Source organism: Corynebacterium sp. HMSC067D03 (assembly GCF_001811185.1).
GTDB lineage: Bacteria > Actinomycetota > Actinomycetes > Mycobacteriales > Mycobacteriaceae > Corynebacterium > Corynebacterium coyleae.
This window is the reverse complement of sequence record NZ_KV803820.1, coordinates 146,055-163,643: the sequence shown is the minus strand read 5'-3', so window position 1 is coordinate 163,643 and position 17,589 is coordinate 146,055. Positions and strand designations below refer to the sequence as shown.

Annotated in this window: 13 protein-coding genes; 11 read left to right on the top strand and 2 right to left on the bottom strand. The window is 60.1% G+C overall.

The genetic code is table 11. The features are described 5' to 3' along the window. Nucleotides 1-41: 41 nt before the first annotated feature. From gdhA to smc, 9 genes are read left to right on the top strand one after another with little or no spacing between them, the layout of a single operon-like run. Entirely contained in the window at nucleotides 42-1,388 is a 1,347-nt protein-coding gene (gene gdhA / locus HMPREF2785_RS06510; RefSeq protein WP_070422239.1) for an NADP-specific glutamate dehydrogenase, read from the top strand. Nucleotides 1,389-1,414: 26 nt separating this feature from the next. Next, nucleotides 1,415-2,149, top strand: a complete 735-nt coding sequence (locus HMPREF2785_RS06505) for a DivIVA domain-containing protein (protein ID WP_070422240.1) — start codon at nucleotides 1,415-1,417, stop codon at nucleotides 2,147-2,149. 34 nt (nucleotides 2,150-2,183) lie between these two features. Next, nucleotides 2,184-2,720 carry a YceD family protein gene (locus HMPREF2785_RS06500; RefSeq protein WP_070450960.1) on the top strand — a complete coding sequence of 179 codons (537 nt, stop codon included), beginning with the start codon at nucleotides 2,184-2,186 and terminating at the stop codon, nucleotides 2,718-2,720. Next, nucleotides 2,717-3,484, top strand: a complete 768-nt coding sequence (rnc, locus tag HMPREF2785_RS06495) for a ribonuclease III (RefSeq protein WP_070422242.1) — start codon at nucleotides 2,717-2,719, stop codon at nucleotides 3,482-3,484. Before HMPREF2785_RS06500 ends, rnc begins: the two co-directional genes overlap by 4 nt. Continuing rightward, entirely contained in the window at nucleotides 3,477-4,298 is an 822-nt protein-coding gene (gene mutM, locus HMPREF2785_RS06490; RefSeq protein ID WP_070614567.1) for a bifunctional DNA-formamidopyrimidine glycosylase/DNA-(apurinic or apyrimidinic site) lyase, read from the top strand. The genes rnc and mutM overlap by 8 nt, the downstream gene beginning before the upstream one ends. A 10-nt stretch (nucleotides 4,299-4,308) precedes the next feature. Continuing rightward, nucleotides 4,309-4,815: a flavin reductase family protein gene (locus HMPREF2785_RS06485; protein ID WP_070422244.1), complete on the top strand. Its 507-nt coding sequence runs from the start codon at nucleotides 4,309-4,311 to the stop codon at nucleotides 4,813-4,815. Nucleotides 4,816-4,867: 52 nt separating this feature from the next. Then, a complete protein-coding gene (locus tag HMPREF2785_RS06480) occupies nucleotides 4,868-6,349 on the top strand; it encodes an alanine/glycine:cation symporter family protein (protein WP_070422245.1) in 1,482 nt (493 codons plus the stop codon). Nucleotides 6,350-6,367: 18 nt separating this feature from the next. After that, nucleotides 6,368-6,652, top strand: a complete 285-nt coding sequence (locus tag HMPREF2785_RS06475; protein ID WP_070422246.1) for an acylphosphatase — start codon at nucleotides 6,368-6,370, stop codon at nucleotides 6,650-6,652. 31 nt (nucleotides 6,653-6,683) lie between these two features. Then, nucleotides 6,684-10,142 carry a chromosome segregation protein SMC gene (gene smc / locus HMPREF2785_RS06470; RefSeq protein ID WP_070614566.1) on the top strand — a complete coding sequence of 1,153 codons (3,459 nt, stop codon included), beginning with the start codon at nucleotides 6,684-6,686 and terminating at the stop codon, nucleotides 10,140-10,142. Between the two features lie 29 nt (nucleotides 10,143-10,171). Here the strand turns inward: smc and HMPREF2785_RS06465 are convergent, their stop codons facing one another. After that, nucleotides 10,172-11,662, bottom strand: a complete 1,491-nt coding sequence (locus tag HMPREF2785_RS06465) for an HNH endonuclease signature motif containing protein (RefSeq protein ID WP_070422248.1) — start codon at nucleotides 11,660-11,662, stop codon at nucleotides 10,172-10,174. A gap of 190 nt (nucleotides 11,663-11,852) precedes the next feature. Between HMPREF2785_RS06465 and ftsY the strand changes: the two genes are divergently transcribed. Both ftsY and ffh read left to right on the top strand, forming a co-directional pair. Next, nucleotides 11,853-13,490 carry a signal recognition particle-docking protein FtsY gene (gene ftsY / locus HMPREF2785_RS06460; protein ID WP_246818859.1) on the top strand — a complete coding sequence of 546 codons (1,638 nt, stop codon included), beginning with the start codon at nucleotides 11,853-11,855 and terminating at the stop codon, nucleotides 13,488-13,490. 111 nt (nucleotides 13,491-13,601) lie between these two features. Continuing rightward, nucleotides 13,602-15,230 carry a signal recognition particle protein gene (gene ffh, locus HMPREF2785_RS06455; protein WP_070422388.1) on the top strand — a complete coding sequence of 543 codons (1,629 nt, stop codon included), beginning with the start codon at nucleotides 13,602-13,604 and terminating at the stop codon, nucleotides 15,228-15,230. 58 nt (nucleotides 15,231-15,288) lie between these two features. Here the strand turns inward: ffh and HMPREF2785_RS06450 are convergent, their stop codons facing one another. Then, on the bottom strand, nucleotides 15,289-17,484 hold the full coding sequence (locus tag HMPREF2785_RS06450) for an acyltransferase family protein (RefSeq protein ID WP_070614565.1): 2,196 nt from the start codon (nucleotides 17,482-17,484) through the stop codon (nucleotides 15,289-15,291). Between the last annotated feature and the right edge of the window lie 105 nt (nucleotides 17,485-17,589).

Sequence of the window (17,589 nt, the reverse complement as noted above, 5' to 3'; positions counted from 1 at the left end):
AAACAATTCTGCAAGCCTATAGAAATTGGAGGCGGGGTCACATGAGTGCAATCGACCAGGAAGTTGCGAGTTTTTACGACAGGGTGCTCGAGCGAAACGCGGGAGAACCCGAGTTCCACCAAGCAGTTGCCGAGGTGCTCGACTCTCTGAAGATCGTCCTGGAAAAAGACCCGCACTACGCCGACTACGGCCTCATCGAGCGCCTCTGCGAGCCGGAGCGTCAGATCATCTTCCGCGTCCCGTGGATCGACGATGACAACAACGTGCGCGTCAACCGCGGCTTCCGTGTCCAGTTCAACTCCGCGCTCGGCCCCTATAAGGGCGGTCTGCGATTCCACCCGAGCGTGAACCTGGGCATCATCAAATTCCTTGGCTTTGAACAGATCTTCAAAAACTCGCTCACTGGTCTGCCCATCGGCGGCGGCAAAGGCGGGTCCGACTTCGACCCGAAGGGCAAGTCCGACGCCGAAATCATGCGCTTCTGCCAATCCTTCATGACTGAACTGTGGCGCCACATCGGCGAATACCGCGACGTCCCCGCGGGTGACATCGGCGTGGGTGGGCGCGAAATCGGCTTCCTGTTTGGCCAGTACCGCCGCCTGGTGGACCAGCACGAGTCGGGCGTGCTCACCGGTAAGGGGCTGACATGGGGTGGCTCCCTCGTGCGCAAGGAAGCCACGGGCTACGGCGCTGTGTACTTCACCGACGAAATGATGCGTACCAACGGCGAATCCATTGACGGTGCACGCGTGATTGTCTCTGGCTCCGGCAACGTTGCCACCTATGCGATCAAGAAGGCGCAGGCGCTTGGTGCAACTGTCGTTGGCTTCTCCGACTCCTCCGGTTGGGTGGAGACCCCGAATGGGGTTGATACTGAGCTCCTGATCGACATCAAGGAAAACCGTCGCGGACGCGTTTCCGACTATGTCGCAGAAGCCACCGGGGCGACCTACCACACCGACGGCTCCATTTGGGACCTCGAAGCTGACGTGGCGTTGCCGTGCGCAACCCAAAATGAGCTCAACGGCGAGCATGCCCAACGCCTCGTCGACAACGGTGTGAAGTACGTCGCGGAGGGCGCCAATATGCCGTCCACGCACGAAGCGACCGAGGTCTTCCGGGCTAATAAGGTCTCTTTCGGCCCAGGTAAAGCGGCTAACGCCGGTGGTGTTGCTACCTCTGCGCTGGAGATGCAGCAAAACGCTTCCCGTGACTCCTGGTCCTTCGAATACACCGACGACCGTCTGCAGCGCATCATGTCCAACATTTTCAAGACCGCTGCACGAACCGCGGAAGAATATGACCGCGCGGGCGACTATGTTGTGGGCGCAAATATCGCTGGGTTTAAAAAGGTTGCCGACGCGATGCTGGCGCAAGGCGTGATTTAGAGCTTCATCCAGTACGCTGTGCAACTATGTACCGCGTTTTTGAAGCCCTCGATGAGTTAGTGCAGACGATGGAGCAGGCCTACGGCGTGCCGATGACCTCCAACTGCATGGTGCCCCGCAATGAGATGCTCGCTCTTCTCGACGACCTCCGCAACGCCCTGCCCGGCGATCTAGACGACGCCCAGGACGTTCTGGACAAGCAGGACGAAATCCTGCGCGGGGCCCAGGAACGCGCCGACGTTCTCGTTGGCGACGCCGAAGAGGACGCCCGTCGCATCGTTTCCGACGCCCAAGCCGAATCGGAGACGGTGCTGTCGGACGCCCAGGACCACGCAACTCGACTCGTCTCGGGCGCCGAGGAAGAGTCGAACATGATGATCACCCGCGCTCGCGACATTGCAGAAACCACCATCAACAGTGCTCAGCGCGAAGCCGATCACCTTGTGGAAACCGGCAACGAGGAATACCAGCGCTCCGTCGACCAGGGCCTGAAGGAGCAGAAGCGCTTGATCTCCGAGTCTGAGGTCATGCGTCGCGCAGACGAAGAGGCACATCGCCTCGTCGAAGACGCACACGCTGAATCCTCCCGCCTGCGCGCAGAGTGCGACGACTATGTCGACTCCAAGCTCGCAGAGTTCGAGGAGACCCTCAACACCGTGCTGCGCACTGTCTCCACCGACCGCTCCGCGCTGCGTCGTGGGGCGGGCGTCTCCGGTGCAGACCGCGCTCGCCGTGGCCAGGGTGAAGCCGACGAGTACTAGCAAGGGAAGCGATTCGTTGTAGTCTGAAAGGGCTATGGCTAACAATCCTTTCGTATTTGATGTTTCCGGCGTCCTCAAAGGCGACGGACTGCCGGAAACCCTGACGCAGACGGGGCCATCCCCGTCGCGTATCGGCCCGGAAATGATCGCTATTCCTGAAGGCCGAGAGGTCAAGGTAGAAGCCACCCTGACCCCACTTGGCTCCGGCATCATGGTCGATGCGACCCTGACTGCTGAGTTCGTAGGTGAGTGTGTGCGCTGCCTTAAAGATCTGACCCCCACCGAAACGCTCCAGATCTCCGAAGTGTTTTCCACTTCAGATGATTTCATCACCGGAGACGCAGAGGAAGAAGAAGACCGTGGCTCGGGGGACGAAATTGCCCGTGTCGAAGGCGATACTGTCGACCTAGAGCAAGCGTTTGTGAACGAAGCTGGGCTTAACCTGCCGTTCAACCCGACCTGCCAGCCAGAATGCGCCGGCGATACCGACGTTCCCGTGCCGGACGGTGTATCGGGCGAAGAAAACAACCTTGTCGACCCGCGTTGGGCAGATCTGGAGAAGTTCCTGTGAGCCGTTCACGCAGGAAACCCGCCAACGCCGAACAGGCATGGGAAGACGCCTATGGGGCAGTAGACCATGCGCCACTGCTGGAAAAACTGGGCGTCAACATCGAGCGCGACAATCTCAAACTTGCGCTGACTCACCGCTCGTTCGCCAACGAACACAACCAACTGCCCAACAACGAGCGACTCGAGTTCGTCGGCGACGCCATCTTAGGTCTGACCGTGGCAACTAAGCTCTTTGAGCTTTACCCGTCGCGTCCCGAGTCCGATCTTTCTCCAATGCGCGCAGCGATTGTGTCGCGTTACGGCTTGTCCGACATCGCCCGTGAGATCAACCTCGGCCAGCACGTTCTCATTGGCAAAGGTGAAGAACTGACTGGTGGGCGCGATAAAGAGTCGATTCTTGCCGACACAACAGAGGCTGTGCTCGGCGCGATATATCTCGAGCATGGATTCGCGACTGCCCGCGACGTGATCCTGCGGCTTTTTGACGAGAAACTGCGTCACGCCACGGTAAGCAAGAAGAACAAGGACTGGAAGACCGCACTGCAAGTTCGTGTGGCAGAACTGAAGCTCCCTGTTGCAGAGTATCGCTCTGAAGCCACTGGTCCAGACCATGAGCAGACCTTCCACGCCGAAGCACTGATCAACGGCGTCGTGCGAGGTAAGGGCGTAGGGCCGAACAAGAAACTCGCGGAACAGGAAGCAGCGCAACAGGCACTGGTATACCTGCGCGACCACGCTGCCGAGGCGACCCTAGGACATGCCTGAACTGCCAGAAGTTGAGGTGGTCCGCCGGGGGCTTGAACAGCACATTGTCGGCCTTACCTTTGGCCGCGTCGAAGTGCTTCACCCACGTGCGGCACGTGGCAACGAAGTTGATCTTGAGCGAGTGCTGCCGGGACGTACCGTCGTGGATACGGGCCGACGGGGCAAGTACTTGTGGCTACTGCTGGACAATGGGGCAGCGGTGCTGGTGCATTTGAGGATGAGCGGGCAGATGCTCGTCGCAAAGCATGGCGAAGTGACATCGCCGCATTTGCGAATTCGCGCAGACATGGGCAAATGTGAGCTGTGTTTCGTCGACCAGCGCACGTTCGGATTCTGGCAATACACCGACCTTGTCGATGGGGTGCCTCGTCCTGCGGGCCATATTGCGCCGGACCCTTTCGAGGATGCATTTGATGTGCGAGAGGCAGCGCGCGCGATGCGCCGGAAAAATTCGGCGCTGAAAACGGTGCTGCTCAACCAAGAAATCGTCAGTGGAATCGGCTCGATCTACGCCGATGAAGCGATGTGGGCTGCCAACCTCAAACCCTGGCGAAAAGCGCGCACCATGCGACAACGCGACGCCGAAGCAGTGCTTGAGGCATCGCGTGACGTAATGGCCCGGGCGCTCGAGCAAGGCGGAACGAGCTTCGATGCCCTCTATGTCAACGTCAACGGAGCCTCCGGATACTTCGCACGCTCTCTCAATGCATACGGTCAAGCCGGAAAACCCTGTGCGCGATGCGGAACGGAGATCGCCCGCACCGTGATCAACGGCCGTTCCAGTTATTACTGCCCGGTTTGCCAAGTGCTCTAGGTTAGAAGACATGGTTGATCAGCAGACGTTCAAAGTCGCGATGTCCCAGGTTGCCGCTGCAGTTGCCATTGTGACGACAGGGACGCAAGCATCGGCACACGGCACAACGGTCAGCGCATTCATGTCACTTTCTCTCGAACCACCGATGGTGCTGGTCTCGCTAGACCAGAAGTCATCGCTGCTCGCGAGGTTGGAGATCGGCTCACCGATCGGTATCAACGTGCTGTCCACCGAACAGAACGAGTTGGCGCGCAGGTTCGCTGACAAGCTCGAGGATCGTTTCGCGGGGGTGGATTGGCGCATTGCCGACGGCGCACCGAAACTTGCCGGCGACCACACCTGGATCGCCGGCAACGTTAGCCGCATCATCGAAGCAGGGGACCACTTCCTCGTCTTGGTTGACGTCACTGCCACCGAAGTTACCGCAAACTGCCCGCTGCTGTACTGGCAACGCGAGTTTGGCACCCACGGGCCAATCCAACCCGGAGAGGTACAGACCAAATCCATAGAGGGGTAGTGCGCTCGATCACGTTGGGTAATTGAGACAACCCAGGGATAAGCTGCCCGCCATGGATTCAGCTACCTCATTTGTCGAGGGATCGCTCAATGGCGTGATTTGGAGCCTCGTACCGTGGTTCCTCGTTGCTGCCGGCATCTACTTCGGCTTGCGCACATTATTCGTTCAAATCCGCATGTTCCCGGACATGCTCAAAGCCGTTGCAGAAACCCCGAAGGGCAAAGACCGCGAAGGTCGAGACCTCGATGAAGAGTACGGTGGCTTGTCGGCCTTCAAGGCTTTCACCATCTCTGCCGCCTCTCGTGTCGGCACCGGCAACATCGCCGGTGTCGCACTGGCAATCTCCATCGGTGGCCCGGGTGCGGTGTTCTGGATGTGGATGCTCGCCTTGCTCGGTGGTGCGACCGCATTCGTCGAATCCACGCTGGCCCAGCTGTGGAAAACCAAGGACAGCGACGGCAACTACCACGGCGGTCCGGCCTACTACATGACCCGCGGCCTTGGATGGAAGCCACTCGCGGTGCTGTTCTCTGCCTTCCTCGCCATCACTTACGGCTTTGTGTACAACGCCATCCAAACCAACTCCATCGCTGAAGCGGTTTCCGGCTCGTTGGGCAACGACTCTGTCGCTGTGAAAACCATCGTGGCTGGTGTCGTCGCCGCACTCACCGCGCTCATCATCTTCGGTGGCGTTACCCGCATTGCATCTTGGACCCAGGTGATCGTTCCGTTCATGGCCGGTGCCTACATCTTGATTGGCCTCGCAGTGCTGGTGATCAATTGGCGCGAGATCCCAGGCATGTTCGAACTCATCGTTGGCCACGCTCTCGGCCTCAAGCAGGTTGCGGGCGCGACCGTTGGCGCAGCCTTCGCACACGGTATGCGTCGTGGTTTGTTCTCCAACGAGGCAGGCATGGGTTCGGCACCAAATGCTGCCGCGACTGCGACCGTGTCTCACCCCGTTAAGCAGGGACTTGTGCAGGCCCTCGGCGTGTACTTTGACACCCTGCTCGTGTGCTCCATCACCGCGTTTGTTGTACTGCTCGGCCCCGCAATCACCTATGGCCGCGATGACATCCAGGGTGCCTCGCTGACGCAGTCTGCACTCGCCGATTCTGTCGGCGCCTGGGGCGCACACGCCATCACATGCATCCTGTTCTTCCTGGCGTTTTCTTCCGTGATCGGTAACTACTACTTGGCGCAAGCTAATTTGCAGTACCTCACCGACTCCAAGTCCGCGTTGACCACGTTCCGCATTGTTGTTCTCGGCTTCGTCATCTTCGGTGCGTTCGGATCTGTGCCGCTCGTTTGGGCCCTCGGCGACACGATGGCCGGTCTTCTGGCGCTTTTCAACATCATCGCAATCGTTCCGCTCGGCGGGGTAGCGCTGAAGCTGCTGAAGAACTACAACGAACAGCGTCGCCGAGGAGAAGACCCTGTCTTCCACCGCGACATGCTGCCGGAAGTCAAGAACGTTGAGTTCTGGGACGGCTCCGACCCCGTCACCCGACGCAGCGCAGACGACCGCATCTAAGTTGTATTCTCGGGCGGTATGGCTGAGAAACGCATGACCGCCCACGTCCACGGCGAAGTCCAGGGGGTTGGGTTTCGCTGGTGGACACGCTCCCGCGCCCTCGAACTTGGGCTTGCGGGATACGCCAAGAACCTTGCAGATGGCCGCGTTGAAGTGGTTGCGGAGGGGGAGCAGGGTGGCGTCGAAAAGCTTGAAAAGCTCTTGCGGGAAACACCCTCTGGTTCGGGGCGCCCTGGGCGCGTGAACCATGTGCAAGCCCAGTACAGCGCACCGAAGGGTGCGGTAGGGTTCGACGAACGCTAAAAGCCGCGCCCGAGCGGGTAATATTGCGCGAATGCACCTGAAATCGCTGACGCTCAAAGGATTTAAGTCTTTCGCGTCCGCGACAACCATGAAATTCGAACCGGGCATTTGCGCCGTCGTCGGGCCGAACGGCTCGGGAAAATCCAACGTCGTCGATGCACTCGCGTGGGTGATGGGCGAGCAAGGTGCGAAAAACCTGCGTGGCGGGAAGATGGAAGACGTCATCTTCGCCGGTGCCGGCGGGCGCAAACCACTCGGACGTGCCGAAGTCACGCTTACTTTCGACAACACCGACAAACGATTGCCCATCGACTACACCGATGTAGCAATCACTCGCCGCATGTTCCGCGACGGTGCGTCCGAATACGAAATCAACGGCTCCAAAGCACGTCTCATGGACATTCAGGAGCTGCTGTCCGACTCCGGTATCGGCCGCGAAATGCACATCATTGTCGGCCAGGGCAAACTCTCCGAAATCCTTGATTCGCGCCCTGAAGAACGTCGCGCGTTTATCGAAGAAGCCGCTGGTGTACTGAAGCACCGTCGTCGTAAAGAGAAGGCACAGCGCAAACTTGTCGGCATGCAGGCGAACCTGGATCGCCTCACCGACCTCACCGACGAACTGGGCAAGCAACTCAAACCGTTGGCGCGGCAGGCAGAAGCCGCGAAACGTGGGGCGGCGGTGCAGGCCGAACTGCGCGACGCCAAACTCAAGCTCGCAGGTGACCAAGTCGTGCGTTTGCGAGCGAAGCTTTCCGACGCCGCCCGTGCTGCCGAACTCCTCGAAGAACAGGTAGAAACCGTTACCGCGCAACTCGAGGAATACACCGAAGCGCAGGAGAGCATCGAAGCACAGCAGCAGGAAGTACAGCCCAAAGCACAAGAAGCACAGCAGGTGTGGTTTGCGCTATCGACGCTGGCGGAACGGGCGAGTGCTACGGAACGCATCGCATCGGAGCGTGCTCGGAGCCACAACGCGGATGTTGCCTATGCCGGGCAAGACCCGGAAGACCTCGAAGCACGGGCACGGATTGCCGACGAACGCTACGCGGAAGCCGTCGAAGCAGCCGAAGAAGCAGCAGAACAGCTGGAAACGGTACGAGAAGAAGTCGTGGAACGACAGGAAGCTTTCGATGAAGCTGAGCGCGAACACATGGCGCAGGTGCGTGCGATCGCGGACCGTCGCGAAGGCGTAGTGCGACTGCTTGCTCAAGAAGAATCGCAGGCGCAAGCGGTTGAAGCTGCTGAGGAGGAGATTCGGCGTTTCGACGAGACGCTTCAAGAAACCCGTGAACGTGCACGCCAAGCTGACGCTGAGGTTGTGTCCGTTGAGGAACGCATCGCGGCGTTTCAGGCGGAACGCGCTCCACTCGACGCCGCATTCGCCCGCGCCCACACCGAATCTGACGCTGCAGAGAAGCGCCTCGAACAACTTCGTTCTGAGCAGCGCGAACACGAACGCAACGTAGCAACGCTTGAATCGCGCATTGCAACGCTGTCTGAGCAGACGCCGAAAATGGATGCCGCCGAATTGCTCGACGGTTTCTCACCGCTAGCGGGTTTGCTGACTACAGAGGCAGGTTTGGAAACGGCGCTTGCGGCGGCCCTCGGCGACTATGCCGAAGCGCTCGCAGGTGATGTGTCCGACGAGACCGTGTCGCGGTTGGGGAATGCGAGTCGTACGGTGGTCGTCGATACACGAGGCGGCTCCACATGGCGCCTGGAGACCGACGTTGAGGTGGACTGGCTGCTCGACCACGTCACGCTGGACGAAGCAGTGGCTGGTCCGGTGACACGTTTGCTCGCTGACACTGTGGTCGCAAAAAATGTTGAGCTGGCTCGTGCCGTCGTCGAACAAGACCCGAGATTACGAGCCGTCACACACGACGGCGTACTTGTCGGCGAAGGCTGGATCGCAGCCGGCTCCGGGCAAGCAACCACGGTTGAAGTCTCCGCCCGCATCGAGGCTGCTCGCGTGGAACTTGAAACGGCCCGCCAACAACTCAGCGAACTCGCAGGCACGTTTGAAGGTGCGAAGGTTGCGGCGGAAGAAGCCCGAGTCAACGCCGCGTCGGCGCGTGCGTCTCTTCGAGAGCACGACACCGAACTCGAAGCCTGGCGACGCGATCGCACCCGCTTGGTCAAGCAAGCTGAAGCGAACAAGTCGGAGCACGAACGAGCTGCGCAGCGCGCCAACGAAGCTGACGCACGGCTTGCGCAACGCCGCGCCGAACTGGAAGAAACTCGCGACCGTCTCACCCGAGTGGACACGGATGTATCCGCCTCACCCGAGGAGCCGTCATCTGCCGAACGCGACGCTGCCCGAAACGCGCTAAACCACATCAAATCCATGGAAATGGAGGCCGTCCTCGCCGCGCGTACTGCACAACAGCGGGCAGAGGCGGAAGCGGGCAAGGGAGACGCGCTACGCCGCCAAGCCGAGCAAGAACGTCAGGCGAAAGCCCGCCATGACGCTGCGATGGCAAGGCGTCGAGCAGAGGCGGAGCTAGCGGGGGTCGTCGAGAAGCACGCGCGCGACCTTGCCGCCCGAATCGAGGACGCGTTGGCACGCGCGACGGCGCAACGCGATGAGCTCTCCGCCCAGACGGCGAGCCTGCAGGGACAGTTGCAGCAAGCTCGTCAGCAGGTCAATGCCACGCGCCAACAATTGTCTCGATTGACCGACAACGCACACGCATCCGATATTGCCCGCTCGCAAGCACAGGTGCGTATCGACGAAGCCGAAGCCAACATCACCTCCACCCTGGGCATCGCCGTAGCCGATCTGCTTGATGGGTACACCCCAGGTGAGGACTTTGACCGCGAAGCAGAAGAGAAACGTCTCAAGCGGGCAGAAAAGGATCTGCGCGCGCTGGGTAAGGTCAACCCGCTGGCCTTGGAGGAATACAAGGCGTTGGAGGAGCGGTATTCGTTTCTTTCTACGCAGCTTGATGATGTTATTCAGGCGCGCAAAGACCTCACTGGTGTGATCGAGGACGTTGACGCACAGATCTTGCAGTTGTTCACCGATGCCTGGACGGATGTGGAGGCCGAGTTCCCGCGAGTGTTCCAGACGCTCTTCCCGGGTGGTGAGGCGCGCTTGGTGCTCACCGAGCCAGACGACATGTTGGCCACCGGCATTGAAATTGAGGCCCGGCCACCGGGGAAGCGTGTCAAGCAGCTTTCGCTGCTTTCCGGTGGTGAAAAATCGCTGACAGCCTTGGCGTTTCTGGTCGCTATCTTCCGTGCGCGTCCAAGTCCGTTTTATGTGCTCGACGAAGTTGAGGCGGCGCTCGACGACGTCAACCTGCGCCGGCTCATTGCCCTTCTGGAGGAACTCCGTCAGGATTCGCAGCTCATTGTGATCACGCACCAGAAGCCAACGATGGATGTTGCGAACGTGCTTTATGGCGTGACTATGCGTGGCGATGGCGTCACTCGAGTGCTGTCTCAACGCATGCAACCTGCCGGTGCAGCGCCTGGGGCGTAGCACCTGGGGCGTAGCACAGCGCAAGATGGCTACCCGGTGTCCGGTGCGAACAGGGGTGGATCTGTTCCCGGTAGTTCTTGGTCGTCGAAACTTGGGTGTTTGTCCCGAATTTTTCGTTTATGCCGCTGACCGGGTGACTGTTCGAACTGCCATGTGCTGGTCGTGGTCGGTGGCCCGCCGTCGGCTGGATGGTGGGTGATGTCCCAGGTGTCGGGGTCTTTTTCGAAGTGTCCCTTACCACCGGCTCCGTCTCTGTTGTCGTTGTTGCATCTGTGGTGTTCGCGACATAGCAGTATCAGGTTATTGAGGTCAGTGACACCTCCGTGGAGGTAGGACTGCAGGTGGTGGGCTTCGAGTTCGACGCCAGGTTTGGTGCACCCGTTCCAGGCGCAGACACCTTGGGTAGCGAGTAGGACGAGGCGCTGTTCAATCGACGCGAGGCGGGCGCGTCCGAGTGATAGTGGCACACCGGTTGCAGAGTCGAGTTGGAGAGCAAAAGTGTCTCCTGCTAAGCCCAGGTGAAGAATGTCGAGGGCAGTGAGATCCACACTGGTATTGGTGGAAAAGCGTGTTTGCCAATCAGCACCGACCAGATCTTCCAGGGTCAGTGTCACCACAACGGTTCCGATGCCGCGGTCGCGCGTGATACGTGCCTGGGAGTAGTTATCCAGGATGTGCATGAGTTGGTCGAAGCGGCGTTGTTGTTTCGTGCGGGTGTCTTTGGAGCCGTCGGGTAGGTGAGAGCCGGGGGCTTCTCCGGCGGCGAGGGCTGCTTCGAATTTTGCGCGTGATGCGGCGTCGAGGTAGAGCCGGGCGTAGGAGCCGCCGTCTGCATCGGTGGGTCCGAAGGAGATGCCTCGTTTTTTAAACGCGGCTAGGGGGTCCTTTTTCTTTTCGTAGTCCAGCCCCGCGCGGTTGGCTTTGCGGACGAGGTCGGTGACGAACTTCCGGAGCTCTTCGGGGGTCATGCGTGCTGCGGCTTCCATGGCTTGGGAGTAGCACTCGAGGTAGCCCGGGTTGGCGTGTTCGTTGAGGTCCTTGAGCGCGTTGGAGATAATGCGCTTCTTTTCTTCGGAGGCTTTCTTTTCTCGTGCAGCCTTGCGGGCGCGTTCCTGGGCTTTCTTTTCTTGTTCTTTGCGTCGTTGTGCTTCTTCTTCTGCGGCGCGCTTTTCCTCTTCGGTTTGTTCCGGGTTAGTTGGTGGGGCTGGGATATCGGGCTCGCCGAAGAGGCGCTTGCCGTGGTTGAGGAGGTCGAACGCCTGGGCACGGGAGAGGCCGAGGCGTTGCGTGAGGTATTCCACGGGATGGTTGGCGCCGACCAGGGATCCGGCATTGTCCCTTGTGCAGAGATGTGCGAAGGCGGCGTTGACGTTTCCGAGCAGTGGCAATGAGCCGTGTAGCCGCTCTATTGCTTGGTGGGTGCCGAGGAGGTGGAGGGAGTCGGGTTCCATCATGAGGTTGGACAGCGCTTCTAGTCCAGCGGTGATCTGGTTGACGTGTTGGTCGATGATGGTTGTCATGGGTCCCCCTCTCGGCTACGTGTGCTGCTAACTGAGTTGAAAATGAAGCTACAGACCAGGCCGACACGATCGCCACACATTCGAACACCCGTTCGTATGGATGGGCCTGACCTGCAGCGTTGATTCGTCGATAAGCAATGTGTCTATTGCTGTTCCACCTTGTGTCGTGGCGGCTGGCACACTAGAACGCATGAATACCACTGAGTTGATGAACTCCCCGGCCCTTTGGGTGGCGGTTGCGGTCGTCGTTGCCGTGCTGATCATCGTGGGCATCGTCGTTGCGGGGAAGAAGCGCAAGGAGTCGAAGACCGTTTCGTTTGAGAAGCCGGAGGAGCCGAAGGAGCTCACTCAGCAGGAGAAATCCGGCAATTATCAGGCGAAGGGCGGTTTCAATTTCGCACCGGCGGATGCTCAGCCGAAGCAGCCGGAGCCGATTCGTCGTGACCAGCCGGTTCTGCCGGTAGTCGAGCCTGAAAAGGCCGAGCAGGAGCCGAAGACTGTTATCGAGAAAGCAGTTGCGCCTGATGAAGAGCCATTGCTTGTCGACGACACCACCAGCACGGAGGTAGATCAGCCAGAGCCGTCCGAGCGGCCTGTGGAGGAGCCTGTCGTTGAAGAATGTGCCGTGCCAGAACCGGAGCCGGCACCAGAACCTGAGCCGGTAGCAGAGCCGAAGCCAGCTCCAGAACCGGAGCCGGAACCTGCTGTCGATGAGGCAGAAACCCCTGAGGCCGAATCGGAAACGCCCGATGCGCCAGACACACCAGACACGGCGGAGGCAGAGGAGGCTGCTGCGGCTGCTGTAGTGGCTCAAGAGGGTGCTGAAGAGGCGCTCCAGGATGGCGCTGAGGTTTCCGATGAGGCTGTCGTTGTTGAGGCCCCCGCGAGCGAACCGATCGATGACATCGCTCCAGCAGCAGGTCGCATGGGCAAGCTTCGTGGCCGCCTTTCCCGTTCTCAGAACGCCATCGGCCAGGGTCTGCTTGGCATTCTTTCCGCTGGCGATCTGGACGAGGACGCGTGGGAGGAGATTGAAGACACGCTGATCTTGGCCGATATCGGTGCGGGTCTGACGATGAAGATCACGGACAACCTGCGCGAGAAGATCGCTGAGCGTGGTGTGGAAAACGAAGCGCAGGCTCGTGCGATGCTGCGCGAAACTCTGATTGAGGCTGCCCGTCCGGAGCTCGACCGTTCGATTAAGGCGATGCCGAATGACGGCAAACCGGCCGTGATCTTGGTTGTCGGTGTCAACGGCACCGGTAAGACGACGACTACCGGCAAGCTTGCTCGTGTGCTCGTGTCTATGGGGCACTCGGTGGTGCTTGGTGCTGCGGATACGTTCCGCGCGGCGGCTGCGGACCAGTTGGAGACCTGGGGCAAGCGCGTCGGCGCTTCCACGGTTCGTGGCAAGGAGGGTGCGGACCCGGCTTCGGTGGCCTTCGATGCTGTGGCAACTGGTGTTGACGAGGGTGCTGATGTGGTGCTCGTCGATACGGCGGGCCGCCTGCACACCTCCACGGGTCTGATGGATCAGCTGGGCAAGGTCAAGCGCGTCGTGGAGAAGAAGAGCAACGTCGATGAGGTGTTGCTGGTGCTCGACGCGACGGTGGGGCAGAACGGCATTGCGCAGGCGCGTGTCTTCCGTGAGGTTGTTGACATCACGGGTGTGGTGCTGACCAAGCTCGACGGCACCGCCAAGGGCGGTATCGTTTTCCAGGTTCAGGAGGAACTTGGTGTGCCGGTAAAGCTGGTTGGTCTTGGTGAGGGCGCGGACGATCTTGCGCCGTTTGAGGTTGAGAGTTTCGTCGACGCTCTTCTCGGCTAAGCGCTTGCTTGTCGACGACCCCGCGCCCCCGGTGATGTGCCCATCACCCGGGGCGCGCGCTAGTCTTGTGGGGATTCTTTTCCGCTAGAAGCAAAAGGGAGCGTGCACACCGTGTTCGAGTCACTGTCCGACCGCCTCCAATCAGCCCTGGGTGGTCTGCGAGGCAAGGGCAAGCTCACCGAGGAGGATATTAACGCCACGGCTCGCGAGATTCGTATCGCGTTGCTGGAGGCGGACGTGTCGCTTCCGGTTGTGCGTGCGTTTATTAAGCGCGTCAAGGAGCGTGCCCTCGGTGCCGATGTTTCGGCAGCGCTGAATCCGGCGCAGCAGGTCATCAAGATTGTTGATGAGGAACTGACAAACATTCTCGGCGGTGAGACTCGCCGGTTGAATTTGGCGAAGAACCCGCCGACCGTGATTATGCTCGCCGGTCTGCAAGGTGCTGGTAAGACCACCCTGGCAGGTAAGTTGGCTAAGCACTTGGCTAAGCAGGGCCACACCCCGATGTTGGTGGCGTGTGACTTGCAGCGTCCGGGTGCGGTGCAGCAGCTTCAGATTGTTGGTGAGCGCGCTGGTGTGCCGACGTTTGCCCCGGATCCGGGTACGTCCATCGACTCGTATGAGCACGAGATGGGCACCTCGCACGGTGATCCGGTTGCGGTGGCGCAGCAGGGTATTGAGCACGCTAAGCAGAACAAAAACGATGTGGTCATCATCGATACTGCGGGCCGCCTCGGTATCGATGAGACCCTGATGACTCAGGCCCGCAACATCCGTGATGCAGTGAATCCGGATGAGGTCATTTTCGTTATTGATGCGATGATCGGTCAGGATGCGGTGTCTACCGCCGAGGCGTTCGCTGCTGGCGTCGACTTCACTGGTGTTGCACTGACCAAACTTGATGGCGACGCCCGTGGCGGTGCCGCGCTGTCCATCCGTGAGGTCACGGGCAAGCCGATTCTGTTTGCGTCGTCTGGCGAGAAGCTCGACGACTTCGACGTGTTCCACCCGGACCGCATGTCCAGCCGTATTCTCGGCATGGGTGATCTGCTGTCGCTGATTGAGCAGGCTGAGCAGACTTATAACGAGCAGGACGCTGAGGCAGCCGCAACCAAGTTGGCTTCCGGCGAACTCACACTGGAGGACTTCCTCGACCAGTTGCTCATGATTCGTCGCATGGGGCCGATTGGCAACCTGCTCAAGATGATGCCTGGCGGCAAGCAGATGAACCAGATGGCGGACATGGTCGACGAGAAGCAGCTCGACCGTATCCAGGCCATCATTCGCGGTATGACTCCTCAGGAGCGCCAGGATCCGAAGATTTTGAACGCATCGCGCCGCAAGCGCATCGCTAACGGTTCCGGTGTGAAGGTCTCGGATGTGAACCAGTTGGTGGAGCGCTTCTTCGAGGCGAAGAAGATGATGGGGCAGATGGCCAGCCAGTTCGGCTTGCCGGGTATGCCTGGCATGGGCCGAAGCGCTACTAAGAAGAAGCCGAAGGGGCGCCGGGGCAAGAACGGCAAGCGCAAGCCGGTGAAGCGCGGTGGAAATCAGGGCATGCCGAAGATGCCAGGGATGCCAGGAATGCCAGGAATGCCGGGCATGGGTGGCGGTATGCCGGATATGAAGGATTTGGAAAAGTTGCAGAGCCAGCTTCCTGCGGGCATGCAGGGCATGGATCTCAACAACCTCGATTTCAACGAGGCGATGAAGCGTATGCAGAAGGGGAAGTTCTTCTAGCGCGCAGCGCGCCGCAGCGCGAACGCTTCACAGATCAAAGGGGGGAGAGGCCAGCACTTTAGAGGGTGTTGGCCTCTTCGCCATCTTGGGCAGAGTCGGTGGCGGTTTCGGGGGCCAGCGTGGTGTCGTCGATAAGCCCAAGCTTGTTGAAGATCGGGGTGAGCTCTTCCCACATCAATGGGGCGAGCGATTCGGCGTACGCGTTGGAGATGTGATTCTGGTCGCGGTAGATGTAAATGTTGCCGATCTGCGGCGGGCAGATGCCGTCGATGCAGTACCAGCTGGCGGTGTCGATTTCCCACTGGTTGTAGCCGCCGTCGAGGAAGTACTTCGCAGGGTCTTCAGGGGAGTAGACCACGTGTGCGTCCATGGAGCAGTCGGCTTCGGAGTATCCGGCTACGAGGCACAGGTTGGGGTCCATTGGGTCGCCGTCGGGGTTGAACATCCATGGGTTGTCGCGCAGGCCGACGAATGGGATGCCGTATTCAGCGAGGCGTTGCCAGAAGTTTGCGTATGCGTCAGGCACGTAGTCCTGAGAGGCGATGCCACCGCCTGCGTGACCTGCGGGGCGTGTGGAGGTGGAGATCACCATGGCAGGGTTGAGTTCGACGAGTTCTGCGAACGCGTTCTCGCCCCATTCTGCGCATTCTGGCGAGACAATGTCGGCGTTGGCGGGGTCCCAGGGGCCTCCGACGACGAGTGGGCATTCTTGGCGCACGAATGTTGCAACTTTGAAGCCGTGGCGTTTGCCAAGGATGTCCAGTGGGATGCCGAATGGTTCGATGTGGGAGCCGCCGACCAGTGCGATGGTGGTGTCGGCTTCCAGGTCACCGTATACGCAGTGAGGTCCCGGCATGATGTCTGGGCCTTCGGGGAGGAAGACCATGCAGTTGTCCAGTCCGATTGGTGGGTAGATGCCTGCAACCAGGTTCGGGTCTGGTCGGGCTTCGACGTCGGGGACTTCGGCGCCGGCGAGTGCGAGTGCGCCTGGGTAGATGGCGGGGTCGAGGGGTTTGTCGGCGTCGTCGATACGATCGTTCCAGATTGGCTGGATGGCAAGTGCTGCGGCAAACAAAGCGGCGGTGAGCACACCACCCGTTGCGCGGAATTTTCCGGGCCACGTGCGTAGCGACGACCCCGCGTCGCGCACCGGCGTATCCATGGCACGCGGGCGCGCACGATGCTGGCGTAGTGGATCTTCCACCAGCATGTGGGTGATGTGTGCGAGGGCGAGGGACACGGCGATGACACATGCGCCGAGCCATGCTGGGGGAACGGCGTATCCGCCGAGGGCGGTGACGATGATCAAAAGCGGCCAGTGCCAAAGGTAGAGCGAGTAAGCGATCTTGCCCAGCCAGGTCATGGGTGCAGATGCCAGCACGCCGGAGACAGCGTCGCTGTTGCCTGACAGGATGACCAGTGCGGCACCGGTCAGTGGCAGCAGTGTGAGGGGGCCGGGGAATGCGAGCGACGTTGGGATAACGATGCCGGTGATGGTGATCATTGCGACGCCGAGTAGCGCAGTGAACCAGGCGAAACGCTGTGGGAAGAATCGCTCGGCTGGTACGAAGGCGAGCAGTGCGCCGAGGGAGAGTTCCCATGCGCGAGAGAACGTGGAGTAGTAGTTGGCGCCGGTGCCGACGAAACCGAAGCGGGAGGCCCAGGCGAAGGAGGCGATAGTGATGAGCGCCAGCACCCCGATAGCTACGCGCCGTGCCCAGACAGGGTTGGCTTTGAGCTTCGATACCGCAAAGGCCAGCAGGGTGCCCATGAGGATGCCGAAGATGTAGAACTGGCCCTGGACCGACATTGACCACAAGTGCTGTAGCGGGGATGTTTCCTGGCTTGCTGCAGCGTAGTCGGCATTTTGGGCGATGAGTTCCCAGTTTTGGTAGTACAGCATCGACGCTGTGACTTGGCTCGCGAGCTGCTGGCTCATCAGTTCTGGCGTAAACGCGAGAACGAGAAGGACAACGCTAACGATGACAAGTGCGAGCGCCGGTACGAGTCGGCGGATGGTGCGCCACAGGGGCCACCACGGGTTCAGGTTTGGGTTCGGACGCAGAGCGTATCGCAGTTGCCCGCCAAGGAAAAAGTAACCGGACAGCAGCAGGAAGACGTCGACGCCACCAGAGACACGTCCGACGAAGACGTGGAACAGGACGACGAGTGCGATGGCGTATCCACGCAGCCCATCGAGGTCGACGCGGTATGCGGTCGAGCCTTTTGTCGACTGTGCCGATTGTCCTGCCATCGTGTCCAACCTTGTCAACTACTTCTATTTCGTTACAGGCGACGTGTATTGCAGCTGGCAATGCGCGTCGCAATCGGTAAAGACCATACAGTCTGAACTTTGCAT

Excerpts from the sequence above, each read along its gene's own strand:
- gdhA (WP_070422239.1), top strand. The coding sequence starts at position 42 with ATGAGTGCAATCGACCAGGAAGTTGCGAGTTTTTACGACAGGGTGCTC.
- HMPREF2785_RS06505 (WP_070422240.1), top strand. The coding sequence starts at position 1,415 with ATGTACCGCGTTTTTGAAGCCCTCGATGAGTTAGTGCAGACGATGGAG.
- HMPREF2785_RS06500 (WP_070450960.1), top strand. The coding sequence starts at position 2,184 with ATGGCTAACAATCCTTTCGTATTTGATGTTTCCGGCGTCCTCAAAGGC.
- mutM (WP_070614567.1), top strand. The coding sequence starts at position 3,477 with ATGCCTGAACTGCCAGAAGTTGAGGTGGTCCGCCGGGGGCTTGAACAG.
- HMPREF2785_RS06485 (WP_070422244.1), top strand. The coding sequence starts at position 4,309 with ATGGTTGATCAGCAGACGTTCAAAGTCGCGATGTCCCAGGTTGCCGCT.
- HMPREF2785_RS06480 (WP_070422245.1), top strand. The coding sequence starts at position 4,868 with ATGGATTCAGCTACCTCATTTGTCGAGGGATCGCTCAATGGCGTGATT.
- HMPREF2785_RS06475 (WP_070422246.1), top strand. The coding sequence starts at position 6,368 with ATGGCTGAGAAACGCATGACCGCCCACGTCCACGGCGAAGTCCAGGGG.
- smc (WP_070614566.1), top strand. The coding sequence starts at position 6,684 with ATGCACCTGAAATCGCTGACGCTCAAAGGATTTAAGTCTTTCGCGTCC.
- HMPREF2785_RS06465 (WP_070422248.1), bottom strand. The coding sequence starts at position 11,662 with ATGACAACCATCATCGACCAACACGTCAACCAGATCACCGCTGGACTA.
- ftsY (WP_246818859.1), top strand. The coding sequence starts at position 11,853 with ATGAATACCACTGAGTTGATGAACTCCCCGGCCCTTTGGGTGGCGGTT.
- HMPREF2785_RS06450 (WP_070614565.1), bottom strand. The coding sequence starts at position 17,484 with ATGGCAGGACAATCGGCACAGTCGACAAAAGGCTCGACCGCATACCGC.